Source organism: Natrialba sp. PRR66, assembly GCF_034808065.1.
GTDB lineage: Archaea > Halobacteriota > Halobacteria > Halobacteriales > Natrialbaceae > Natrialba > Natrialba aegyptia.
The window spans coordinates 317,166-340,078 of sequence record NZ_JAXHGN010000002.1 but is presented as its reverse complement, the minus strand read 5'-3'; the positions used below and the strand labels follow the sequence as shown (position 1 = coordinate 340,078).

Genomic DNA, 22,913 nt, shown 5'->3' with positions numbered 1-22,913 from the left:
GGGTTTTCGTGACACGCCGTCGTGATCCACCCCGACACACTGAGGTGTCGACAGCATAACTGAACTCGGTCTCCGAAAACCATTGTAAACCATTGTGGACGTTGCGATTCCGCGATGCCCCGCCCACTCGTTAATCGTCGTCGGTCGCCTCGAACTGCACCGCCGAGCGCGTTTCGGACCTCGCGTTCGCGAACAGCGACGGCACCTCCTCGTCGCCGAAGTCGGGATCGAACAACTGGAGTGCCGTATTGATCGTGCTCCAGTCGTCCTCGGCCGCCGCCTCGCGCAAACTTCTGGTCGGGGGCGCAAGCAACTGGTTGACCAGCGCATCCGCCATCGACTCGATAACCTCGCGCTGTGCCGGCGTCAGCGAATCGTCCTCGAGCTGTGAGATCGCCGTCTCGAGTTCACGTTCCTTGATCCGCGCTGCGGACTCGTACATCGCGCCGATGACCTCGTCGGCGCGGGCCCGTTTGTACTGGTCGCAGAGCAGATCGAACTCGCGGTCGATCATGGTCTCGACTTCGCGAGCGGCGTCGGCCCGCTTGACGTGTGTTTCCTCCGTAACGGTTTCGAGGTCGTCGAGATCGTAGACGGTGACGGTTTCGAGCGTGTCGGTTGCGGGAGCGACGTCGCGGGGCTGACCGAGATCGACGACGACACGACCGGCGTCGGTCGGAGTCGTGGCGTCCCGGTCGCCAGCCAGGTGCCAGCGTTCGAGGAGCGGCTCGTCGCTCCCGGTCGCCGTCACGATTACGTCCGCCTGGATCGCGATGGTACCGAGGGATTCGAGCGGAACGGCGCGCGTTTCGGCGTCGGTCCGGTCGCCGAGTTCGGTAACGAGGTGGTCGGCGTGAGAGACGGTACGGTTTGCGATGATAAGTTCGTCGACGTCGGCGTCCGCGAGGCTTCGGGCGGCGAGTTGGCCCATCTCGCCCGCGCCGACGACGAGTGCGGTCGCGCCGTCGAGCGAGATTGTGGTGGCGGCGAGGCGCGTCGCGGCGGAGCCGAGGGAGACGACGCCCTCGTTGATCGCGGTTTCGGTCCGGGCGCGTTCGCCGACGTGGATGGCCTTCGTCACGGCGGATTCGAGCATCGAGCCGATGCCGCCGGCGACGCGGGCGTCCTCGTAGGCGGTTCGGACCTGGCCGATGATCTGGTCCTCGCCGAGGACGACCGATTCGAGGCCGGCCGCGACCCGGAGCAGGTGGCGCAGGCTCTCGTCGTGGTCGGTACGAACGATCGCCTCGTCGTCGATACCGGAGAAAAGTTCCGCGAGTGCGGCACGGCCGACGGCGGCGTCGGTGCCGACGACGTAGGCTTCGACCCGGTTACACGTCGAGAGGACGTAGGCCTCCTCGATTCCGTCGACCGAGACGAGGTCGGCGACGGCGTCCTGCTGACTGTCGGGACTGGCCGCTGCAAGGTCGTCGACGCTCCCGCTCTCGTGGGTAACGCGGGCGGCGGTGATGACGCCGGCCGACATCACGAACGATCACCCGCAGATGGCAACTTCTCGCCCAACACGTCCTCGATCACTTGTCGTGTGTTTGGGTCTCCGTTACGTAAAGCTGTCCAAACGGCCGGAGAATTGACGACATCGGTGACGAGTTCGCGTCGCCGCGCCGGGGCCACGTCGCGAGCCTTGAGTTCGGCCCGCAACTCGCCGCAGAGCGTCGCCATTGCGCCCGCGCCGTCGAGTGTCGCTTCGAGTTCCTGTCGGAGGTACTTGCTGAGCGCCGGCGCGGTTCCGCCGGTTGCGACAGAGACGACGACAGGGTCCTCGCGGACGGTCGCGGGGACGACGACGCTGCCCGGCTCGCGGCCGCCGGCGCGGTCCGCGCGGTTGACGAGAATGCCCCGCTCCTGCGCGGCCGCCACGACGGCGTCGTTGACCGCGTCGTCGTCGGTTGCGGCGACGGTCAGGGCGGGAGCCGTGCGCTCGATCCAGTCCGGCACGTCGTCCGGGTCAGGGGCGGCCCGACACCGCTCTGCCCCGCCGAAATCAGCGTCGCTGAACTCGGGGCTGACGACGATCACGTCGGCTTCCCGAGCGAACCGGCGCGCCTTCCGCGCGCCGACGGGGCCGCCGCCGAAGACAAGTATCGTCGCGTCCGTAAAGTCGTGAAGCAGCGGAATCATCGAGTGCAGTTACTCCGTGCGCGTGTTCGCCGCGGCGCGTTCGTCGAGTCGAATCCCGGTCTTCTTCAGGATCTGCGTCGAGAACAGCGAGTCCCAGTCCTCGTCGGTCACGTCCCAGAACTCGGCCATCGTCTCGCGAACCTGCTCGATGCGGCGTTGGCTCTCGGCCTCGCTGCGGCCGTGGGTCATCGCGAAGAAGTTGTATGGCCAGACGCCCTCGTGGCGCGGGCGTTCGTAGCAGTGGGTGACGAAGGGGAGTCCGGCGATCTCGGGGCCGACTTCGGGGACGAGTTCGTCCGGAACGTTCCAGACGGTCATGCCGTTCTCGGTGTAGCCGAGCGCGTAGTGGTTGGGGACGACGCCGATGCGGCGGATCTTCCCCTCGCGTTCGAACCGTTTCGTCGTCTCGAGGACCCACTCGAGATTCTGCTCGATAGCGGCGGCCACGTCCGCGTACGGCGTGTCGGTGAGCGGGAGGCCATCCTGAATTTCGAGGACGAGGTCGCGTTCGGCGGGCGACAGCGTGGACTCGTCGCGCGGCGAGACGTCGGGACCCAGTTCCGTGAGGTCGATGCCGGCGTCGGTCGGATCGCCCGCGTCGGCCGGCGAAAGCGGACCGTCGACGTAGAACTTCGCCTCGACGCGGAACTCGTGCTGTTTGGGGAGGTTGTACGTCTCCTGTCCGGTTTCGTCCTCGATCGCGGCAAGCACCTCTTCGACGCGCGATTCCTCGGCGACTGAGACGACGAACCAGACGTTTAGATGCGGGTGCTCGCGCTCGTAATTGTGCGCGACCTCGCGGTGGTCGTTGACCCGCTCGACGATCTCGTCGAACCGGTCCGCGGGGGCGTGCATCGCGACGAGCGTCGCCGTGCCGCCGATCTCCTGGGCGTTGACCAGCGGGCCGAATCGAGAGAGAACGCCGCGGTCGTCCAGGTCGCGAATCGTCTCGAGGAGTTCGGTCGCGGTAATGTCGACCCCGCGTTCGCGCACGGCCGCTGCGGCGGGTTCGAACGGCCGGTCGACGACGGGAAAGCCGCCCTGAAAGGCGTTGACGACGGCCCGTTCGCGGTCCGTGAGGTCGACCTCGGGTGTCATATGGTGTACTCACGACTGGCGGTGCATAAGCCAATCGGGGTAATCGAACGACCGCTGGCGTACGTGTTCGGCCCGGTTCGGTTACCGCTCTCGTTCCGGTGTCCGCGTCTCGTCCGCATGGTCGGCGGCATGATTATGACCCCGACTCGGCTCTCGTTCGGTCCCAGCGGTGGTTGCATCCGTGCCGGAAAGGAGTTCATCAATCCGTTGTTCGAACGTCTCGTCATCGATCTCGCCGGCCATGTATCGCTCTCTGAGTGTCGCAACCCGATCGTCGGACGCGTCATCAGATCGTGCGTCGTGACCGCCATCGCGTTCGTCCTCACCGCCTCTCAGTGCCAGCACGACCGCGATGGTCGGAACGGTAACGATGGCGAGACCGAGCAGTGCGGCGAGAACGCCGAGCATGGGGCTCCCGAGTTCCATCCCGACGGCGATACCCGCAAACACGATCCCGAGAACCATCGAGAGCCCGGTCAGGACGACCAGGAGCCCGAGCACGGACGCGAGCACCGCCGCCCACGCCGGCAGGTCGCGGAACCGGTCGGGTAGGTCCATACTATTGACATTTGTGGCAGAGACGCATATACCTTCGGCTCCGGTCGGTTTCGACGACTCGGCGGAGCGCTGCACGTATCGCCCGTTACGGTGGTGAAAGTGCAGATCAGCCGCGTTCGAGTTCAGGTTGAGTTCGGTTGCGGCGTTCGGTATCGGTCGCGCGTCGCGATTACGGGCCGAGTTGTGCGGTGGTGTCGGTGGTTTCGATGGTGGTTGTGGTGGTCCTCGAACAGCCACCGACAACTCGGCTGGCCGCCGCGACCCGAGTTCACCGTCGCAGGTTGCCGTGTGGCTGCGGTGAACTCGTCTCGCGGTGGCTCAGTCGGATCGGTCGGGGACCGGCGGGGCGACGCGACAGCCGCAGGGACCGGCGATCGCCTCGGTCGGGCCGATCACGGTGGTCCGCAGGATGGGCGTATCACAGCGGGGACAGCGCCGTCGGTCGTCCGAACCGGGGCTGTCGTCTCGGTCGGCACTACTGTCCGGGTCGCTGTCCGTTTCGGCGGTCGACCGATCCGACGCGAACTCGTCGGTCATACCGACTGCCACCCCGTTGGTCCCGTTCTCTCGGTGAATAGCGCCGCTGCTCGCTGTTTGTGACGATGCATCAGGCGTGCGGGATGTTTATATCCCGTGAGAATGTACGCAATCATGGCTTCAGCCGCGATTGGAAGCCACGTCTCGGATGTTCCAGCATCCGGGGCACTTTCGTACCCTGTTATGGCTTCCGTCCTAATTGTTGAACGGTAGTGACTTATATCTACCGCTGAGCGGCGGGAAGGAGCCCATTCTGCTCCTCAATTACTGTCTCACGCCGCAGAAGATCGACCGATCGCTTGGAGATACCGATTGTCGATTCCGGCTTCGTCCGTAAACGCACCGCTCAGGCGTTGGCAGATATGCGCCGATCCGAGTTCGCGGATTGATGCGCGAACGCCGCGCCGGCGAAGCCGATCAGCGCCGACTGGATTCCGAATCCGATCGTTTGTCCGGTAACCTGCAACAGAGACAGAGGCATTCTCACCCCACCCAGCGCCGTTCCACCGTCGACCACCGACAGGACGACGACGACGGCGATAACCGGCAGCGCATACCCGATCACGCTACCGAGACCAACGACTAGTGCCAACCGACGAGCGTCCGCACTGAACTCGAGTTCAGCGCCAGCCCGGTAGCTGAGCGCGAAGATGCCGACGACGCCGAGGGCGAAGGTAGCGGCACCGACGACCGAATGGTACAGGATGAGTGTGTGGCTGACCGGCTCGAGTTGCGGGAACCACCACCAAGTCCGTCGACGATCCGCTGGATTGTGTACGGCGGTGAGAGGTGGAGGAGCGAAACGACGAGACCGAGGATGCAAGAGCCGACGCCGCTCACGTATGAACCCATACGCAACGGTAGGACAGAACGACACTAAAGTGTCTGCGATGTTGATTGTACTGTACGATAACTGGAAACGGAGATCGATCCCGTCTACTCGCCTTCGACACCGGTCACGTCGAAGCCCAACGCCTCGATATCTGCGAGGATCGCCTCGTGGTCGGCGCTGGCCTCGTAGTAGATCACAATGTCGAAACTCCCCTCGCGCAGCAGTTGTTGGCACTCCCAGACGAACGCCTCGTCCTCCAGCGTGAGCCCTTGGTGCTGGTTCGAGGAGAAGTCCGTGTCGTCGTTGCCGGAGTAGACGTAGCAGTCCTGCGGATCGTATCCGGAATGCTCGGCGATGATGTCCCCCACGTCGATCGTCGCCTGCATCATCTGTACGTCCTCGCTGCCGTCGTACTCGGTGTGAACGATCGCGCCGTTGAGTCGAACGTCACCCGGTTCGAGCAGCGCCTTGGTCCGCTGGTACAGATCGTCGTCGATCGCGTTAGCCATTGGCCGACTCGAGAACCTGCGGACTGATAGCCATCACGATTCAGTTGCAGCCCGCTCGATCGATACCGCACACCCCCTGCAGTCGATCGTGCGTCAGAGCCACGGGCTCTCACTGTCGGAGAATACCACACAAGACACATAATCCTCGATACCGTCTCGTCAATCGATGAAGCGGTGGTTCCGTCAGCACGTCGATGCCGTCTACGAGCGGTTACTCTCCCGTGAAATCGCCGGTGCGCCGACCCACGTCGCGGTGATTCAGGACGGCAACCGCCGGTATGCGCGACAGAACGGCGGAGACGCCCACGACGGCCACCGCGCCGGTGCCGAGACGACCGAACGAGTTCTCGAGTGGTGCCAGGATATCGGCGTCGAAGAACTGACGCTGTATACCTTCTCGACGGAAAATTTCGAACGGGCGGACGAAGAAAACGAGGCGCTGTTCGACCTCCTCTGTGACAAACTGTACGAGTTCGCCGACGCCGACCGCGTCCACGACAACGACGTCTGTATTCGCGTCATCGGCGAAACGGAGATGCTTCCCGACCGGGTCCGAGACGCCGTCGACTACGCGGAGGGAAAAACGCAGGGCTACGACCAGTTCGTCCTCAATATCGCGCTCGCCTACGGCGGTCGATCTCGACTGCTTGAAGCGACGCGGGGTGTCGCACACGATGTCGAGGCGGGTGAACTCGATCCCGACGAGATCGATGTCGAGACCATCGAACAGCGGCTGTACGATCAGCCGGTCCGGGACGTCGACCTGATTATTCGTACCGGCGGTGCCGAGCGCACGTCGAATTTCCTCCCCTGGCACGCAAACGGCAACGAGGCGGCCGTCTTTTTCTGTACGCCCTACTGGCCCGAGTTCTCGAAGGCGGACTTCCTGCGCGGGATTCGGACGTACGAACACCGCGCGGAATCCTGGCGTCGCACGCGGGCTCGACGAGCGCTCGCCCTCCTCGGAGCCGTCAGCGAGACGGAACTAACCGAGGCCCAATCGATCGTCAACCGGTTTCGCGACTCGCTGCCGACGGGCGAGCGCCCGCACGAGGACGACATCGATGCGACGGCCGTTCGCGAATCGGACGACGCCGGCGGGACGGACGGGGATAGCCTCGATTCGAGTAGTCGCGCAGCTGACTGATCCGGAGACGTTTCGCCCGTCCATCCCGGAGCTATCGCCGGAGAAGCGATGTATTACCGAGAACTCGTCAGCTAGATAACCAGAAGTATTTTATTAATTAGTATGACAATAGTAGCTGAATGTCGTCTCGCAGCGCTCCCGTCGACGTCCAACGGTTCGTACGATTGACGGACGTGCCACTCGACGAGGCCTATACGCTCCTCGCGAACGTCCGGCTTCGTATCACACTCCACGTCCTTTCAGCGTGTGAAACGCCCGTTTCGGTCGACTGGTTGAGCGAGACGCTCGCCCAGTGGGACGACGACTCCCCCGAGGCGATCGAGATCGAACTCGTCCACACTGTCCTGCCGAAACTCGAGGATTTCGGTATTCTCGAGTACGATGCACGCTCGGGTATCGTTCGAATGGATAACCCCGTCGTCGCGTTCGATCACCCGCGCGCAGAAAGCCTACTCGCTCCCGTCGACGACGCCCGCGACTCGACCGCCTCGACACGGTCTGATTACGCGTACTGACTGACCGGCGTGCCAAGCCAGCAAGCCGCGGAGAAACAGCCCGACGACTCAACGGCCGAACCGTCGCGACCGATTGCAGTACTCCCGAACCGCTCGCAGGAAGTCCCGCTTGCGAAAGTCCCGCCAATTGATGTCCGTAAAGTACAGCTCCGAGTACACCGACTGCCAGATCATAAAGTCCGAGAGTCGCTCTGCACCCGTCTTGATCACGAGATCCGGCTCCGACGGAAACACCAGATGGTTCTCGACGCGCTCGTCATCGATCGCCTCCGGCTCGAGCGAAGCGTCGTCAACGCGCTCTGCGAGCGTCCGGACCGCGCTCGTGAACTCGTGTTTGCCGCCGAGGCCGATTCCGATCTGGATGGGGGCATCAGCCGGCGTTCTGTCGTCGGGACCGCGGACCGCAACGTCGCGCGGGGCGTCGATTGCTTCGAGTTCACGACGGAGCGCCGGGACGGCCGCGGCGTCGAGGACGCTGACGTAGACGGTCAGTTGAGTGGCGTACTCGAAGGCCCACTCGAAGAAGTCGACGAGCGTCTCGTAGGCACCGCGTTCGAGGAGGTCCCGCTCGGTGATGACGAGCGCGACGTGCTCGGGTGGAGCGGCATCGTACTGGCGGATTCGACGGGCGAGATACCGTTCGTACAGTCCCACACGTTGGCTTCTTCGTGAGATGCCATACAGGTTACGGGACCGGTTGACGGCGTCACCGTCCCAGATCACAGGTAGAGGAACTGTCGACGGTGAAACACGGGAAGAAGCGTGTTCGGGAACCTTCAAGTAACCGCCACAGAAAGACACCGATATCGTGACATCACCCGTTCGGCGAGCCGGCGTCTTCGCGGCTCTCAGTACGCTCTCGCTTGCCGTACCGCTTGCCGGGCCGGCGATTGCAACGGGCGTCGCGGCCGTCGTTCTGCTCGGTGCCTTTCTCGTTACCGACGTTACCGGCCCGGCGTTCGAGGCGCTTGCCTACCCCGGCGACTACGAGGACGGTCGCCTCTACGGACTCATCACATTCGTCCTTTCGGCCGTCGTCCTCGGCCTTCTGGCGGTCGGGTCGTCGATGCCGCTTTCCGTCTTCGTCGGGACCGTCGTCCTCGTCGGCTACGGCAACCTCGCCGAGCGGCTCGTCCGCGCTCGGACGGCGACGGGCACAGACGCGGACAGCGAAACCGAGACCGAGACCGAGACCGATACCAATACCGACAGCGACACTGACAACGAAATCGCCGCCGTCACCGGATTCTGCCTGGTCGCAACCGTCGCTGCCGTCGCCGGCCAGGCCGCCGTCTACGCCCTGACAAACGTCCCCATCGAGCCCCGACTCCCGACCATCCTCTTTCTCGCCGCAAGCGGTGCGCTCCTTGCCGCGCTTCTTCGCGACGCCTTCCTGATCTACGACGACCCCGTCGTCATGCTCTCGGTCGGCCTCCTGCTCTGGCTGCTGGCCGAACTCGGACCCGAACTCGGAGCGATCGAAATCGTCGGCGCACTCGCAGTGACCGTGGCGCTCGGCTACGTCTCCTACGCCCTCGATACCGCCTCCATCGCCGGCATGATCACCGGCATTCTCCTCGGCCTGTTGACGGTCGTTCTCGGCGACTACAACTGGTTCGTCGTCCTCATTGCCTTCTTCGGCATCGGCGGCCTCTCGACCAAGTTCCGCTACACCCGGAAAGAAGAACTCGGCGTCGCTGAGGAGAACAACGGCGCTCGCGGCAGCGGCAACGTCCTCGGCAACGCCGCCGTCGCCATCGCCGCCGTCCTCGGCTACGCCGCGAGTTCAACTGCCCTCCTGTCGATCAGCGCCGAACTCTTTCTCTTTGCCTTCGCCGGCTCCGTCGCAACCGCGATGAGCGACACGCTCTCGAGCGAGGTCGGGAGCGTCTTCGAGACGCCGCGATTGATCACGACGCTCGAGCCCGTCGATCCCGGCACCGACGGCGGCGTCACCTGGCAGGGCGAAGTTGCCGGTCTCCTCGGCGCAGCCATCGTCGCGGGCCTGAGCTACGTCCTCTTTCCCGTCGTCGATCCCATCGGTGCGGTGATCATCGTTGCGGCCGGCGTCGCCGGCATGACGGTGGATAGCCTGCTCGGAGCGACCCTCGAAGGGTCGGTCCTCGGCAATCAGGGCGTCAACTTCCTCGCGACGTTAGCTGGTGCGCTCGTCTGTGCGCTGCTCATGATCCCGATCGCCGTGCTCGGGTGACCGCGAGAGATCGAAACCCCATCTCACAACGAGGACGGCGGTCACGAGTGTCCCCACACCCGGACAGAAGAGTTCCGGACGGAGCAACGTCACCGGTAACGGCAACTGCACGTCACCGGCTGCCGCCGCTATTACGAGACGAGCCTCCACAGTGACAGTACTACCAGGATGACGAGGATTCCGAGCGCAGTTACCCGCAGGGCACTCGCTACGTATCGGTGGTCCGTTGGGAGCAGTTCAGCGATCCCGGACATCCCCGTTGCGGTCCCGAGTACAAGCGTCGCGACTGTCCCGCTAGCATGTAGAAGTTCGAAATAGGCGTAGATACTGAAGAACGCGAGTGAACTTCCAAGCGATATGCGAGCCGCTTCCCACCCATTCGGCTCGGAAAACAGTGGCTTGAGTTCCATTACGAAACCTAGATGAGGAATTCTGAAGGCGAAATGATAAGTCTACCGTTCCGCTCCTGTTCTCGTCTGTCGCGATGATGCGTTCCCGCTGTACTGCTTGCCGATCCATAATCGAGGCGGGAAACGAGAACGAGTACTCACGCCGACAACTGCAACTGCGATGACAACACGGAACCAACGCCAACACGCCGATACGCCACGCGTTTTCTCGCTCGGAAGCTACGCCACCCGGTATATATACGACCGGTCGAGACATCGGGTATGGGATCGAGACGTGCATTCGTTCGGCGCGCGACCGCGGCCCTCGGCAGCCTCTCACTGATCGGCCAGGCCGCCGGCAGCGACCGAACGCAATCGTCCGCACAGACTAGTCCGGCAAATACCGGCACCAAGGGAACCGCGACACGCACCGCCAGTCGGACCGACCGCTCGTCGGCCGGAACGACCCTCACCGCCAGCGCCAACCGCACCGCCCTCCAGGCCGCCCGCATTCCAACCCACCTCAGGCCGCTCATCGCCGAACTCGAACGGCGACTCGACGGCGTCTCACTCACCGATCTCGAGCACGCCACCGGCACTGCGACCGTTGCAGGTGCCACCCCCCTCGCGGGCGCAGCCGTCGTCACCGGCTCGCTCTCCCGACCCGCGCTCCGCGCGGAACTAACCGACCGCGAGTTCACCGCCGTTCCGGAGTCAGGGGATGGCCGGCCCGCCTCTCGGTCCGCCGAACGGTTCGTCGACGACGAGTTCGCCGTCGCGCTCGCGGACGGTGCGATCGTCCTCGGCTACGACGCGCGGTCGGCGACCGGAACGAGAACGCAGTCACCCGCCCTCACACACGTCGACGCGGCCCTCGAGAGTCGTGCAGGCGAGTCGTCGCTGTCAGCAACGCCAACGGCGTCCGCGTCGGCCACCGCGTCGACGCCGACGGCAGCGACCCTCCCGCGCCGGACGACCGCCCACGAACTCGCAGGGACGCTCTCGGGAGACGTCGTCGGTGCCGGCACGCTCGATGGCCGAACTCGCGCCCTCCTCAAATACGCACTCGACGGGGCGTCAGAAACGGACGCACTGTTCTCCGTTATCGATGCAGCCGAGGCCATCGGAACCGCCGCGACGGTGCATTCGGCCGACCGAACGACGGCAACCTACGGCGTCGTCGCCGATCCATCACAGCTATCGACCGACACCGTCGCAGCAGCGCTCGAAACGGACCGCGAGGACGCCGCTGCGCTCCGGAACGTCCGCGTCGAACGCGAGCGCGGCAGCCGCCTGTTCCGTGCCACCGCCACCGTCGACACCGAGACGGCCCTGCAGGCTCACGCCGCGACCATCGGCATCCAGCGCTGAACTCGACTGCAACAGCGACAACGGATAGTGACGGATGGGGATGCGACGGAACTCTTTCACAGCGTGTTGGGCCGTATATGGCCGACGCGTGATCTCGCCGTCCATCGTTCGCCTCCGGTGGGGGCGGATGGACAGGATGGAGAATGATAGAACGGATAGAAAGGTTTGGGTGCTATCCATCCCAACGTTCGAAAGAGGAATCCGTTCGTGGACGACCCAGAAACTAAGCCCAGCCCCTTCATCGAACAGACACCGACGCGAGAGGTTCTCGATTCGTTGATCGAAAGCGGGCTCCACGAGATCAACCGTGAGCGATCCGGGCTGTTACTCTCTAGCCTCTCGGCGGGGCTAGATATCGGATTCGGTCCGCTGATGATGGCCGTCGTTCTGACGCTCTCCCAGAACGGTCTCGATGCTCCCACGACGGAACTACTGCTGGCGAGCGTCTATCCGATCGGGTTCGCCTTCGTGATCCTCGGGCGCTCGGAGCTGTTCACGGAACACACGACGTTAGCCGTCATTCCGGCGCTCGACGGGCAAGCATCGACCCGGCAGGTCGCCCGTCTCTGGGGGCTGGTATACGTCGGCAACATCGTCGGCGGCCTCCTGTTTACCTGCCTGGCCGTCCTCCTGATGCCGGGCGTCGGCGTCGTCTCTCCGGGCGCGTTCGAAACGATCTCCCTGACCCTCGTCAGCCACGAGTTCCACTGGTTGTTCGTCGGCGGGATCTTCGCGGGCTGGTTGATGGGGTTGTTGGCGTGGCTGATCACGGCAGCACAGGGAACGACGAGCCGGTTGCTCATCATCTGGATCGTAACCGCCACGATCGGACTCCTACATCTTCCGCACTCGATTGCGGGCAACGTAGAGGTCCTCTTCGGTCTCGTCACCTCCGCCGCGGTCTCGCCGCTGGATTATCTCGCGTTTCTCGCGCTCGCGACGCTCGGCAACGCGTTCGGCGGGGCGATTTTCGTCGGTGTCCTCAAGTACGGCCACGTGGTCCGTGGCGCGCGATGATTCGCCGGGTCGAACCTGCAGCGTTCGCCGACAGCGCTTTCATACTCACTGCAGCGGTCGAGACGAAACGCGGGGAGCCGCCACCGAGATCCTACTCCGGCGGTTCGGACGCAATGTCTTCGATCGCGTGAATCTGGACGCTCGTCGGTCGCTTCGTAAACTGCCCCAGCGACCGCGCGATAATCCGATCGACGCCTCGATCGGCCGCCAGATCGAGTACCTGCTGACTGAGGATCCCATCTAATACGATCGTCGTCGGGACCGACTCCGACACCGACTCCGACTCTGGTTCTGCCTCGAGTTCAGCGAGTTCGTCTCCCACTGAACTCGCGTCCGTTTCTGCGATGATATCGTTCTCGGCATCGAGAAACCGAACGCGGTCGGTTTCCGAGCGGATAATCGCTGTTGCGTGTTCGTATACCGTTTCGAGCGACTGGTCGTCGGCCGTCGCAGAGTCGGGCTGGCGGGCGTGTTCGTTCGGGGTGGACGAGGACGCCGTGTCGGCGTTGCCGTGCGTTTCGGCATCGTCCTCGGTCGTCGAGGGGTGGGTAGCCGTTGTGGGTTCAGCGAGTGTGTTCTCGGTTGTGCTCTGCGCATCGGTGTCCGCTTTTGCGGACGAGGGGGGCCCAGATGCGTGGGGAGTGTCGTCGGTGGCGTTGGATGCAGTATCCGTGCCGTGGGGGGATTCGACGGGAGATCCGCTGTTGAGGCCGGGACCGGTATCAGATCCAGGGGCAGGAGCGGGACTCGTACTGCCGTCGGTTGCGGCGATGGCTTCGCGGGGTTCGTTGAGCCCCGAAACGGTGTCATACGGGACTTTGTTCCGGAGGGCGGCGAACAGTTGGTGGTGGTCGAGTTCTTCGACGGAGGTGCCCGAGGGGGCGAATGCGACGTAGTCGACGTCGCCGACCTGTGAGAGTTCTTCGAGGATGAGGTCGCCGCCGCGGTCGCCGTCGAGGAACGCGGTGACGGTGCGGTGGGCCGTGAGGTCGGCGATGGGGTCGGGGACGTTCGTGCCTTCGACGGCGATGGCGTTTTTGACGCCGTATTTGAGCAGGGTAAGGACGTCAGAGCGGCCTTCGACGACGATGATGGCGTCGCTGTCGGTGACGCGTGGACCGGCGGGGAAGCCGTCGTATTCGGTGATGTCTTCGACGCGGACGTGTTGGCGCACCTCGGTGAGGATTTCTTCGGAGGACATGACGGAGTCGTCGAAGCCGGTCCGGAGCAGTTCCTTCGCGCGGTCGACGACTTCCTTGCGTTTGGCTGCCCGTACGTCTTCGATTTCGCTGACATCGAGGGTTGCCCGGCAGGGGCCGACGCGAGTGATCGTTTCGAGCGAGGCGGCGAGCGTCGCGGTTTCGACTTTGTCCAGACTCGTCGCGATGGTGACGTTGCCGTGGGATTGGCCCTGTGTGCTCGTGATTTCAACATCGATACGGCCGACTTTCTGTGATTGGCGGAGATCGCGCAGATCGAGTTCGTCGCCGAGCAGGCCTTCGGTCTGCCCGAAGATAGCGCCGACGACGTCGCTGCGCTCGACGACCCCGTCAGCCGTGACGTCCGCGTGAATGAGGTATTTCGAGGTGTCTTCCATGGGAGATCTGCCCCGGTGTGGGGCGCGGTGACGCGAGAGACGCGTGCAGAGACCGGTTTACTGAATAATTGGTTCGTGAGCGGCAAATAGCTGTTGACATGCGAAACTGCTGTTCGGTCGGTTGGGGATCGAACGACGTGTCGAGGATCAACACACAAAAATATGGATAAACTGAGAGGTTGTGTGCGAAACTGGCGGAAGGGCGATCGTTCCGAGCCGGCCGGTCAGCGGACGGGGCGGGGAGAGAACCAGTACCAGTAGGCCGTGACGGCGAGCAAGACGGTGAGTCCGCCGAGGAAAAAGAGCAGTCCCGGCGGCATTGTCGTCAGAAGGGGGTCCGTAACGTCGGTTGCGAATCCCTGCACGTGATCGACGATATCGGTCGCGAAATCGTGAACGTGATCGATGATCCCGTCGTTGCCTCCGGTGTCGCCGTGGGATGCGCCCGGATCGGACGTGTCGGTGCCGGTGGCGTTGTGCGAGTCGTTCGGAGTGGCGTCGGTACCGGTACTGCCGTCGGCCGCGTCGCTCGTTCCGTTCGAATCGGCGGTTCCGTTCGAATGGCCGCCGTCGGTTCCCGCGATCTCAACGTCCGCATCGTCGGCGCCGCTACTGTTCGAATCGGTTCCGACGCCGGTATCCGCATCACCGCTCGTCGACTCCGCCTGATTTCCACCCCCACTGTCGCTTCCCTGTTCGCCGGTCTCCCGGCTCGACCCCGGCGAATCGGCTGGGTCCGATGAAGCCGAATCGTCCGAACCCCAAAACGGTGCCGACTGCCCGCCGGTAGACGATGCTCCGGCCCACCGAGCCACGCCGTACTGAACGAGCAGGCTTCCGCCGGCGAGCGCGCCGACTCCGCCGATAAGGCGCGAAAGAGCCGTTTTGAGCCGCGAGCCGGTCGACTCGTCGCTCGTCACGATCAACGGTCCGTCGGTCGTGGCGTAGACGCTCATCTCGTTGCCGCGCGAGGAGTACCAGGTGTCGACAACCTCGACGAGACCGGCGTCCTCTAAGTTCTCCAGATGGTACCGAACGTTCTGGATCGACGAATCGATCGCTTCGGCGATATCACTGGGCGTTCCAGGCTCTCCATCGAGACAGGAGTAGATTTGGCGAGCCGTCGTCGAAGACAGCGCGCTGAACACCGCGTCAGCGTCCTCGCCCTCGAGATCGACGATTCGGGGTTGCCCGTCCTGGGCGGGTGTCTCGCTCCGGCGTGGAAACAGACGGGCCATATCGGTCGTATTCTCATTCTCTCGCCGACACATATACTCCTTTTCCTACGTGAAAGAGCGATTTTACCTACGAGAAAACGCAAGACGGAGTCGACCTGCCGTATCGAAGGCTATCTGTCTTCAATACCGGCTGTCGAAGGAAAGTTATTACTCGTCGAGGCTGCGACCAGCGGGTATGGGGTCTCTCGAACTCGTCGGCTGGATCACAGTCGGTGTCGTCCTCTGTGCGCTCGCAATTCCGTGGTTCCTGTGGGGGAACAGCACTGTCGTCGCCGGCTTGCCCGTGTGGCTCTGGTGGCACGTCGGCTGGATGGGACTCGCGTCGATCGTCTTCTGGTATTTCGCCCGCCGCGCGTGGGGACTCGGCATCGGCATTGATCCGAGGCCGAATCCGAGTCCGAGTTCGAATTCGGGACCGGAATCAGAACGGAAATCGAAACCAAAACCGGCCGACGCTGAACTCGAATCTGAACGGCGAGGTGAGCCACCGTGACGCTGTCAGCACAACTCGGGATCGTTGTCGGCTATCTCGTGCTGGCGCTGCTGATCGGACTCAGCGCGTACCGACTGACGGATCGAACCGCGGCAGACTTCTACCTCGCGAGCCGAACGCTCGGAACGGTCGTTCTCCTCTTTACGACCTTTGCCACGCTACTCTCGGCGTTTACGTTCTTCGCCGGCCCGAACATCGCCTACCACGAAGGACCGGAGTGGATACTGGTCATGGGGCTGATGGACGGCATCATCTTCGCCATCCTCTGGTACGCTATCGGCTACAAACAGTGGCTCCTCGGCCAGCAGTACGACTACGTTACGCTGGGTGAGATGCTCGGCGACCGGTTCGGATCCGGGCCGCTCCGGGGCCTTATTGCGGCCGTCAGTCTGCTCTGGCTCTTTCCGTACGTCATGCTTCAGCAGGTCGGTGCCGGCACGGCCCTGGAAACGCTGACCGACGGCGCGATACCGTACTGGGCGGGCGCAGGGCTGATCACGGCGTTTATGATCCTCTACGTCGTCCTCGCCGGGATGCGCGGGATCGCCTGGACCGACACCCTGCAGGGCGCGTTCATGCTCGTCGCCACCTGGATCGCGATGCTCTGGCTCCTGACTGTCGTCGGCGGACCGACCAGCGCCACGGCGGCACTCGAAACCGAGGCGGCCGCCCACGTCGCGCTCGGAAGCGACCACTACACGCCCCAATGGATGCTTTCGAGGGCGCTCGTGATCGGCTTCGGCGTCGCCATGTTCCCGCAGGTCAACCAGCGCTTTTTCGCCGCCGGCTCGCAGACCGTTCTGAAGCGATCGTTCGCGCTCTGGCCGATTCTCTGCGTGCTCCTGTTCGTCCCCTCGTTCATGATCGGCGCGTGGGCGCACGGTCTCGACGTGACGGTTCCGGCCGACGGAAACGTCCTCCCTATCGTCCTCACCGAGTTCACCCCAGGTTGGTTCGCCGCGCTGGTCATCGCCGGCGCGATGGCCGCGATGATGTCGTCCTCGGACTCGATGTTGCTGTCCGGCTCGTCGTACTTCACGCGGGATCTCTACCGCCCACTCGCTGAGTTCAGCTCGCGCGACGTATCAGACCGGCGCGAAGATCTGCTCGCCCGTATCGGCGTCGTCGTCTTCGCGACGGCGGCGTTCCTCGTCAGTCTCGTGAACCCGGCAACGCTGTTCGAACTCGGCGATGCGGCCTTTAGCGGATTCGCCCAGCTCGCACTGCCGGTACTGGCCGCGCTCTACTGGCGGCGGACGACGCGAGCGGGGATCGGAGCCGGAATCCTCCTCAGTCAGGCGTTCTACCTGTTGAGTCACTTTACGACGGTCGTTCCCGGCACGTACGCGGGATGGTCGGCCGGGGTCGTCGGCATGGCACTCGGACTGGCCGCGACCGTCGCGGTGTCGCTGGTGACGACGCCAGCGGCGGCCGAACGACGCGCGCTGTACTTCGATAGGAACGAGACCGGCGCGGAGTGACGAGAGCGACACACCGAAAGGACCCACCGCCGTATCCACGGGCGATGCCAACCGATCTCCCTGCAGCCCTTGCCGAAACCTGGCGACCGCTCGGCACTCGAACCGGACAGACCACCGTCCTGGTGGCGTCGATCACCGCCGAGACGACGCTGTACGAGCCGGCCGAGACGACGCCCGCCGCCTCGCTCGGTCCGAGCGACGTCCCGCTCCGATCGCTGTTCGCCGTCGATCTGTCGATCTCCCCGTCGCTGTCGACCGTCGGCATCGCGCCCGACGCTGCGCTCTCGAAAGCCGCGCCGAAGGCGAAAGCGCAGTTCGCTGAAACCCTCAGGGATGAGGGACTGACGATCGAGGGCACCCGGGAGACGCTCGAGTTCGAGGGCCCGAACGGGAAGGCGGGCCGCTGGTACGTCCTCGACGTAGCCTATCCGATTCCCGCCTCGGCGAGGGATCGAGGCGACCGAAAGGGCAGTGACGGGGGCGAAACCGAAACCGAAATCGAGTCCGGGAGCACGGACAACGAGCCGGACGGAACCGGGATCGCACACCTCGCCGCCGAAGCCAACGTCGCCGTCTGGCCGACCGAAACGAGCTACGGCGTCGCCGGCGGCATCCTTCCGCTCGAATCGACCACCGTCGCAAGCGGGACCATCGAAACCGCTCCCGAACGGGACCGCGAGACGATTTCCGAACTCGTTCGGACCGTCGAGTTCAGCCGGGACGAAGGCGAGGAAGAACACACCGACGACTAGTCAATGTGGATAGCCCTGTCGTACTAGGTGGTTCCGTCGCACCAGTGTGGTCCCGCCGGACACCAATACTGTTAGGGGCGAACCCACCCAAGTCGGGGCCATGCAAACGCACATCGTCCCGGTCGGCTTCGACTACGACCGGCTGATCGCCCCGCTCGTCCGCGATCAGATCGACGTCGACAGCGTCATCCTTCTCGAGGGAGCCGTCGGCAGCGAGGCCAACGTCGAGTACTCCCGGCATCTCTCTGAGAAACTCGAAACCGACTTTCGGAGCCTGCTGGGGGCCGAAACCGAGCGGTTCGTGCTCGAAGACGTCTACGACTACGACGAAGCCTTCGAGCAGGCTTACAACCGCATCACCGCCGAACTCGACCGCGGCAACGAGGTCTGGGTCAACGTCGCCGCGATGCCCCGAACCGTGAGCTTCGCCTTCGCGACCGCGGCGAACTCGCTGATGGTCGAACGGGAGGACGACCGCGAGCAGATCCACACCTACTACACCGCCCCCGAGAAGTACCTCGAAACCGAACTCGCGGAGGAACTACGCGAGCAGATCGACCTCCTCGAAACGATCGATGCCGACGGCGACGCCACCGACCTCGATGCGGAGCGGCTTACGACCCGTCTCGAAAGCGCCCGCGCGCTCCTCTCGGAGTTCGACGAACGCGGCACCACGATCGGCGCGAAGGAGATCGGCGGCAGCCACATCGTCGAACTCCCCGTCACCTCCTTCTCGAACGTCAAACCGTTCGAGGAACTGATCCTCTACAAACTCGGCGAAGACGGCGAGTTCGACTCCGTCTCTGAACTCGCGGAGTCGCTGGCCCGCGAGTTAAACGAGGAGTACACCGATAGCTTCCGTTCGAAGGTCATCTACAACGTCGACCGACTCGGGCCGGGCGGCAAGGAGTACATCGAACGCGAGGAACACGGGAAGTCCTACCGAACGCGCCTCTCCCGGATCGGCGAACTGTGGGTGCGGGCACACTCGGGGAACTCGGAGGCCCAGTGACCGCCGGGTCGGAGTTCGTCGACGACCAGTGACGGCACGGTATCGACGACGGCAATCGGGCGGCAATCGGGCCGCTACGACGCGAAACACCTAACACCGATCCGATGGAATAACACTGTATGACCGATTCCGTCGCGGTCGTGCCCGTGGCCAGTCAGTCTGACGGCCCGCGCGAGACGGTGTTCGTAGGGGCCCCGTAGCCCCCTATCCCCACCCTGTTTCGACGGATGTATTGTCGGCGACCAGCATTCACCGAGCAACGACCGGTATCAGCAATGGATCACAGTCACTGCTACATCGCACTGACGACGTATCGACGACGCCCGATTCGGGCGGTGAGAGCATGAGTATGGACGCACAAACGGACGAAGACCCCGAACCATCGCTTGAGGGCGGCTACGACCCCGAAACGGTCGAGTCGCGTTGGCAGGACCGCTGGGTCGACGAGGAGATTTACGCCTACGAGAGCGACCCCAAACGCGATCCGAACACTGTCTACGCCATCGACACGCCGCCGCCGACGGTCTCGGGCAGTCTGCACATGGGCCACCTCTACGGCTCCACCCTGCAGGACTTCGCCGCCCGGTTCCAGCGGATGGCGGACGGCGACGTGCTGTTTCCGTTCGGCTACGACGACAACGGGATCGCGAGCGAGCGCCTGACCGAGAAAGAACTCGACATCCGCCACCAGGACTACGAGCGCCGCGAGTTCCAGGAACTCTGCCGCGAGGTCTGTACGGAGTACGAGGCCGAGTTCACCGAGAAGATGCAAAATCTCGGCACCTCGATCGACTGGTCGAATACGTACAAGACGATCGAGCCGCGGGTTCAGCGGATCTCCCAGTTGTCCTTCCTCGATCTCTACGAGAAGGGCCGAGAGTACCGAAAGAAGGCCCCTGCGATCTGGTGTCCGGAGTGCGAGACGGCGATTTCCCAGGTCGAGATGGAAGACGACGAGCGCCACTCGCACTTCAACGACATCGCGTTCGACATCGTCGGTGACGGTGCGGACCGCGACGAGTTCATCATCTCCACGACGCGACCCGAACTCATCCCGGCCTGCGTCGCCGTCTTCGTCCACCCGGACGACGAGGACAATCAGGATCTCGTCGGCGAGACGGCTCGCGTGCCGATCTTCGGCCACGAGGTGCCGATCATCGCGGACGACCGCGTCGACATGGAGAAAGGAAGCGGCGTCGTCATGTGCTGTACCTTCGGCGACCAGAACGACATCGAGTGGTACCAGGCCCACGACCTGCCGCTTCGCGTCGCCATCGACGAGTCGGCGACGATGACCGATCTGGCGGGCGACTACGAGGGTCTCTCGACGGAAGAAGCGCGCGAGGCCATCGTCGAGGACTTAGACGACGACGGGTACCTGCGCGACCGCTGGGAGATCACCCACGCCGTCGGCGTCCACGAGCGCTGCGATACCCCCGTCGAGTTCCGCGTCTCCAAGCAGTGGTACGTCGAGATTCTGGACCACAAGGAGGAGTACCTGGAGGCCGGCCGGGAGATGGACTGGTACCCCGAGAAAATGTTCACCCGCTACAAGCACTGGATCGAGGGCTTGGAGTGGGACTGGCTCATCTCGCGCCAACGCGACTCGGGGATTCCGTTCCCGGTCTGGTACTGCGCCGAGTGCGACCACGAGATCATGGCCGACCGGGAGGACTTGCCGGTCGACCCGCTCTCGGACGAGCCGCCAGTCGACGCCTGTCCCGAATGCGGCCACGACGAGTTCAGCGCTGAAGAGGACGTTTTCGACACCTGGGCGACCTCCTCGCTGACCCCCCTCATCAACGCCGGCTGGGACTGGGACGCCGAGGCTGAGGCGTTCCGGATGGACAAGCCGGAACTCTACCAGTTCGATCTGCGCCCGCAGGGTCACGACATCATCTCGTTCTGGCTGTTCCACACCGTCGTCAAGTGCTACGAGCACACCGGCGAGGTTCCCTTCGACGCAACGATGATCCACGGCCACGTGCTGGACGAGAACCGCGAGAAGATGTCCAAATCCAAAGGGAACATCGTCGCCCCCGACGAGGTCCTCGCGGAGTATCCGGTGGACGCTGTGCGCTTCTGGACGGCGAGCGCCGCCGTCGGCGACGACTTCCCGTACCAGGAGAAAGACCTGCGCGCCGGCGAGAAACTCCTGCGCAAGCTCTGGAACGCCTCGAAACTCGTCGACACGCTCGCGCCCGCCGAACCTGGCGAACCCGAGGAGCCAGCTGAACTCGAGCCGATCGACCGCTGGCTGCTCGCCGAACTGGACGACGCGGTCGACGAACTCACCGCGCAGTTCGAGGACTACGAGTTCGCCAAGGCGCGCGACCGCCTGCGCACGTTCTTCTGGAACACCTTCTGCGACGACTACCTCGAAATCGCGAAGGGCCGCGAGGACAATCCCTCGACGCAGTACGCGCTGCGGACCGCACACCGAACCTTCCTCGAACTCTGGGCCCCGTTCCTGCCGCACGTGACGGAGGAGATCTGGCAGGCGGTGTACGCGGACGGTGACGCTGCTCTCGACGACACGAGCATCCACACTCGCGACTGGCCCAGCCCGCAGGGCTACGAGGCCGACCTCGAAGCCGGCGAGACCGCACTCGAAGTCATCGGCGCGCTCCGACGCTACAAGAGCGAGCACCAGTTGCCGCTGAACGCCAACCTCGAATCGGTCTCCGTCTACGGCCCGATCGAGGGCTTCGAGGACGCCATCCAGAACGTGATGCACGTGCAGGACCTCGCGGTCCTCGAGACCGAACCGGAGGTCACCACCGAAGTCGCGTCGATCGATCTCGACTACTCGACGCTCGGACCGAAGTTCGGCTCCAAAGTCGGCGACATCGACGCCGGCATCGAAAGCGGCGAGTACGAGATCGACCGCGATGTCGGCGTGCTCCGCGTCGCCGGCGAAGAACTCGACGACGAGTTATTCGAGGTCGAACTCGAACGCACCTACTCCGGCGAAGGGGACATGATCGAGACCGAATCGGCGGTCGTCATCGTCGACTAATCGACGGCGACGAACTCGCCGGCTCGGTTCGCTTCGAGTTCAGCAACGGAGCCGGCGGGAAATTTCCGATGCTGGTGCTGACCGGAACCGGGCGCGAAACCGCGACAGTCAAACCGTTCTTTCAGTTATCCGTATCCTCTTGAAGACGGGTTGCGTTCGCGACGCTATGCAACGAGTCACCCGCCGCCGCGTGCTCGGACTCGGCGCGGCGAGCCTCGGGGCCGTCGCCGGTTGTCTGGACGAAACGCCGGGGACGGCCTCCGAAGACGGACCGAACAGCACTGGGGGAGACGAAAACGGAGACGGCGAGTGGCACCGCGTCGCCCCGCGCAGCTACGCCGAGCCGCTGATGTACCTCGAATCGGGCGAGGCCCACATCTGGACCGTCACGCTCGACAACGACGGGATTGCGGACGGCGATTACGTCGCGTCGATGGGCGGGACGGACGAACTCGCGCTCGAAGGCGTCGGGCCGGGAACGTACGCGTTCCGTGCTCGCGGCTGGTTCGAGGACCGTCGGGAGGCGGAGCAAATCGCGTTCGCGGCGACGTTCGAACTCGAGGCCGATGAGTTGACACTGACGCCGACGGACGCGATCGCGGACACCGAAATGGAAGCCGAGGGCGGCGGCGATACCGACGCGCTCGTCGCCACCTCGACACGTGGCGATCCCGACGACGAGTACCAGCGACTGTGCGAGTTCGAACTCGAGGTCGTCGACGAACCGGACGGCGGGACGGAGCCACGGCGGCTGATCACGGAGCAACTGCTCCGGCACAGCCAACTCTGGGATGCGGTCGCACTCGCAGCCGAGCGCGACGTATCTACCGTTCGCATCGAGGAATACAACGGCACGCACCCGGCGTTCGGTCACGACAGCGACGGTCTCTACGAGTTCCGGGGTCGGTACTACCGCGTTCGGACAGCTGAACTCGAGTAGTCGGGCGATGAACTCGTTTTCCAGAACTCGTTTCCGAGAAGGTGTGGCCGCCGT

The 22,913-nt window shown here is 64.1% G+C and carries 22 protein-coding genes; 11 read left to right on the top strand and 11 right to left on the bottom strand.

From position 1 onward, the window contains the following. Window positions 1–130: 130 nt before the first annotated feature. From hemA to SM755_RS07805, 7 genes are all read right to left on the bottom strand, one after another. Entirely contained in the window at window positions 131–1,489 is a 1,359-nt protein-coding gene (hemA, locus tag SM755_RS07835; RefSeq protein WP_323172177.1) for a glutamyl-tRNA reductase, read from the bottom strand. Next, a complete protein-coding gene (locus SM755_RS07830; protein ID WP_323172176.1) occupies window positions 1,486–2,142 on the bottom strand; it encodes a bifunctional precorrin-2 dehydrogenase/sirohydrochlorin ferrochelatase in 657 nt (218 codons plus the stop codon). The genes hemA and SM755_RS07830 overlap by 4 nt, the downstream gene beginning before the upstream one ends. Before the next feature lie 9 nt (window positions 2,143–2,151). Beyond that, window positions 2,152–3,240 (bottom strand): Lrp/AsnC family transcriptional regulator, encoded by a 1,089-nt coding sequence (locus SM755_RS07825; RefSeq protein WP_323172175.1) that lies wholly within the window; start codon window positions 3,238–3,240, stop codon window positions 2,152–2,154. Window positions 3,241–3,321: 81 nt separating this feature from the next. Continuing rightward, the gene (locus SM755_RS07820) at window positions 3,322–3,798 is read right to left on the bottom strand and encodes an SHOCT domain-containing protein (RefSeq protein WP_323172174.1); all 477 of its coding nucleotides are present in this window, start codon (window positions 3,796–3,798) and stop codon (window positions 3,322–3,324) included. A gap of 318 nt (window positions 3,799–4,116) precedes the next feature. Next, on the bottom strand, window positions 4,117–4,335 hold the full coding sequence (locus tag SM755_RS07815; protein WP_323172173.1) for a hypothetical protein: 219 nt from the start codon (window positions 4,333–4,335) through the stop codon (window positions 4,117–4,119). Between the two features lie 346 nt (window positions 4,336–4,681). Further along, entirely contained in the window at window positions 4,682–5,158 is a 477-nt protein-coding gene (locus SM755_RS07810) for a hypothetical protein (protein WP_323172172.1), read from the bottom strand. A 113-nt stretch (window positions 5,159–5,271) separates the two neighbouring features. Beyond that, on the bottom strand, window positions 5,272–5,676 hold the full coding sequence (locus SM755_RS07805) for a DUF5778 family protein (protein ID WP_323172171.1): 405 nt from the start codon (window positions 5,674–5,676) through the stop codon (window positions 5,272–5,274). Window positions 5,677–5,842: 166 nt separating this feature from the next. Between SM755_RS07805 and uppS the strand changes: the two genes are divergently transcribed. Together uppS and SM755_RS07795 are read left to right on the top strand one after the other, a co-directional pair. Next, entirely contained in the window at window positions 5,843–6,823 is a 981-nt protein-coding gene (gene uppS / locus SM755_RS07800; RefSeq protein ID WP_323172170.1) for a polyprenyl diphosphate synthase, read from the top strand. A gap of 119 nt (window positions 6,824–6,942) precedes the next feature. Further along, on the top strand, window positions 6,943–7,338 hold the full coding sequence (locus SM755_RS07795; RefSeq protein ID WP_323172169.1) for a hypothetical protein: 396 nt from the start codon (window positions 6,943–6,945) through the stop codon (window positions 7,336–7,338). Window positions 7,339–7,386: 48 nt separating this feature from the next. On the opposite strand, the gene SM755_RS07790 is transcribed toward SM755_RS07795, so the two are convergent. After that, window positions 7,387–7,992: an undecaprenyl diphosphate synthase family protein gene (locus SM755_RS07790; protein WP_323172168.1), complete on the bottom strand. Its 606-nt coding sequence runs from the start codon at window positions 7,990–7,992 to the stop codon at window positions 7,387–7,389. Between the two features lie 154 nt (window positions 7,993–8,146). Between SM755_RS07790 and SM755_RS07785 the strand changes: the two genes are divergently transcribed. Further along, the gene (locus tag SM755_RS07785) at window positions 8,147–9,550 is read left to right on the top strand and encodes a DUF92 domain-containing protein (protein WP_323172167.1); all 1,404 of its coding nucleotides are present in this window, start codon (window positions 8,147–8,149) and stop codon (window positions 9,548–9,550) included. Window positions 9,551–9,681: 131 nt separating this feature from the next. Here the strand turns inward: SM755_RS07785 and SM755_RS07780 are convergent, their stop codons facing one another. Then, window positions 9,682–9,960, bottom strand: a complete 279-nt coding sequence (locus tag SM755_RS07780) for a hypothetical protein (RefSeq protein WP_323172166.1) — start codon at window positions 9,958–9,960, stop codon at window positions 9,682–9,684. Between the two features lie 261 nt (window positions 9,961–10,221). Between SM755_RS07780 and SM755_RS07775 the strand changes: the two genes are divergently transcribed. Together SM755_RS07775 and SM755_RS07770 are read left to right on the top strand one after the other, a co-directional pair. Then, on the top strand, window positions 10,222–11,310 hold the full coding sequence (locus tag SM755_RS07775; RefSeq protein ID WP_323172165.1) for a hypothetical protein: 1,089 nt from the start codon (window positions 10,222–10,224) through the stop codon (window positions 11,308–11,310). Window positions 11,311–11,550: 240 nt separating this feature from the next. Beyond that, entirely contained in the window at window positions 11,551–12,327 is a 777-nt protein-coding gene (locus tag SM755_RS07770; protein ID WP_369335243.1) for a formate/nitrite transporter family protein, read from the top strand. Between the two features lie 91 nt (window positions 12,328–12,418). Here the strand turns inward: SM755_RS07770 and dnaG are convergent, their stop codons facing one another. Beyond that, entirely contained in the window at window positions 12,419–13,924 is a 1,506-nt protein-coding gene (dnaG, locus tag SM755_RS07765; RefSeq protein ID WP_323172163.1) for a DNA primase DnaG, read from the bottom strand. A 224-nt stretch (window positions 13,925–14,148) separates the two neighbouring features. Then, window positions 14,149–15,162, bottom strand: coding sequence for a helix-turn-helix domain-containing protein (locus tag SM755_RS07760; RefSeq protein ID WP_323172162.1), 1,014 nt, complete (start codon window positions 15,160–15,162; stop codon window positions 14,149–14,151). A gap of 175 nt (window positions 15,163–15,337) precedes the next feature. On the opposite strand from SM755_RS07760, the gene SM755_RS07755 reads away from it, so the two are divergent. The 6 genes from SM755_RS07755 (at window position 15,338) to SM755_RS07730 (ending at window position 22,859) form a co-directional block, all read left to right on the top strand. Further along, entirely contained in the window at window positions 15,338–15,655 is a 318-nt protein-coding gene (locus SM755_RS07755) for a DUF3311 domain-containing protein (RefSeq protein ID WP_323172161.1), read from the top strand. After that, complete coding sequence (locus SM755_RS07750; RefSeq protein ID WP_323172160.1) at window positions 15,652–17,136, top strand: sodium:solute symporter family protein; 1,485 nt, start codon at window positions 15,652–15,654, stop codon at window positions 17,134–17,136. The genes SM755_RS07755 and SM755_RS07750 overlap by 4 nt, the downstream gene beginning before the upstream one ends. Window positions 17,137–17,180: 44 nt before the next feature. Next, complete coding sequence (locus SM755_RS07745) at window positions 17,181–17,888, top strand: hypothetical protein (RefSeq protein WP_323172159.1); 708 nt, start codon at window positions 17,181–17,183, stop codon at window positions 17,886–17,888. A 100-nt stretch (window positions 17,889–17,988) separates the two neighbouring features. Beyond that, window positions 17,989–18,900, top strand: a complete 912-nt coding sequence (locus SM755_RS07740; RefSeq protein WP_323172158.1) for a DUF6293 family protein — start codon at window positions 17,989–17,991, stop codon at window positions 18,898–18,900. Window positions 18,901–19,132: 232 nt separating this feature from the next. Further along, complete coding sequence (locus SM755_RS07735) at window positions 19,133–21,919, top strand: valine--tRNA ligase (RefSeq protein WP_323172157.1); 2,787 nt, start codon at window positions 19,133–19,135, stop codon at window positions 21,917–21,919. A gap of 166 nt (window positions 21,920–22,085) precedes the next feature. After that, a complete protein-coding gene (locus SM755_RS07730; RefSeq protein ID WP_323172156.1) occupies window positions 22,086–22,859 on the top strand; it encodes a hypothetical protein in 774 nt (257 codons plus the stop codon). Window positions 22,860–22,913: the final 54 nt, after the last annotated feature.

Coding starts and splice junctions, on each gene's coding strand:
- uppS (WP_323172170.1), top strand. CDS start 5,843: ATGAAGCGGTGGTTCCGTCAGCACGTCGATGCCGTCTACGAGCGGTTA.
- SM755_RS07775 (WP_323172165.1), top strand. CDS start 10,222: ATGGGATCGAGACGTGCATTCGTTCGGCGCGCGACCGCGGCCCTCGGC.
- SM755_RS07780 (WP_323172166.1), bottom strand. CDS start 9,960: ATGGAACTCAAGCCACTGTTTTCCGAGCCGAATGGGTGGGAAGCGGCT.
- dnaG (WP_323172163.1), bottom strand. CDS start 13,924: ATGGAAGACACCTCGAAATACCTCATTCACGCGGACGTCACGGCTGAC.
- SM755_RS07740 (WP_323172158.1), top strand. CDS start 17,989: ATGCAAACGCACATCGTCCCGGTCGGCTTCGACTACGACCGGCTGATC.
- SM755_RS07825 (WP_323172175.1), bottom strand. CDS start 3,240: ATGACACCCGAGGTCGACCTCACGGACCGCGAACGGGCCGTCGTCAAC.
- SM755_RS07795 (WP_323172169.1), top strand. CDS start 6,943: ATGTCGTCTCGCAGCGCTCCCGTCGACGTCCAACGGTTCGTACGATTG.
- SM755_RS07755 (WP_323172161.1), top strand. CDS start 15,338: ATGGGGTCTCTCGAACTCGTCGGCTGGATCACAGTCGGTGTCGTCCTC.
- SM755_RS07830 (WP_323172176.1), bottom strand. CDS start 2,142: ATGATTCCGCTGCTTCACGACTTTACGGACGCGACGATACTTGTCTTC.
- SM755_RS07815 (WP_323172173.1), bottom strand. CDS start 4,335: ATGACCGACGAGTTCGCGTCGGATCGGTCGACCGCCGAAACGGACAGC.
- SM755_RS07730 (WP_323172156.1), top strand. CDS start 22,086: ATGCAACGAGTCACCCGCCGCCGCGTGCTCGGACTCGGCGCGGCGAGC.
- SM755_RS07805 (WP_323172171.1), bottom strand. CDS start 5,676: ATGGCTAACGCGATCGACGACGATCTGTACCAGCGGACCAAGGCGCTG.
- SM755_RS07760 (WP_323172162.1), bottom strand. CDS start 15,162: ATGGCCCGTCTGTTTCCACGCCGGAGCGAGACACCCGCCCAGGACGGG.
- SM755_RS07820 (WP_323172174.1), bottom strand. CDS start 3,798: ATGGACCTACCCGACCGGTTCCGCGACCTGCCGGCGTGGGCGGCGGTG.
- SM755_RS07745 (WP_323172159.1), top strand. CDS start 17,181: ATGCCAACCGATCTCCCTGCAGCCCTTGCCGAAACCTGGCGACCGCTC.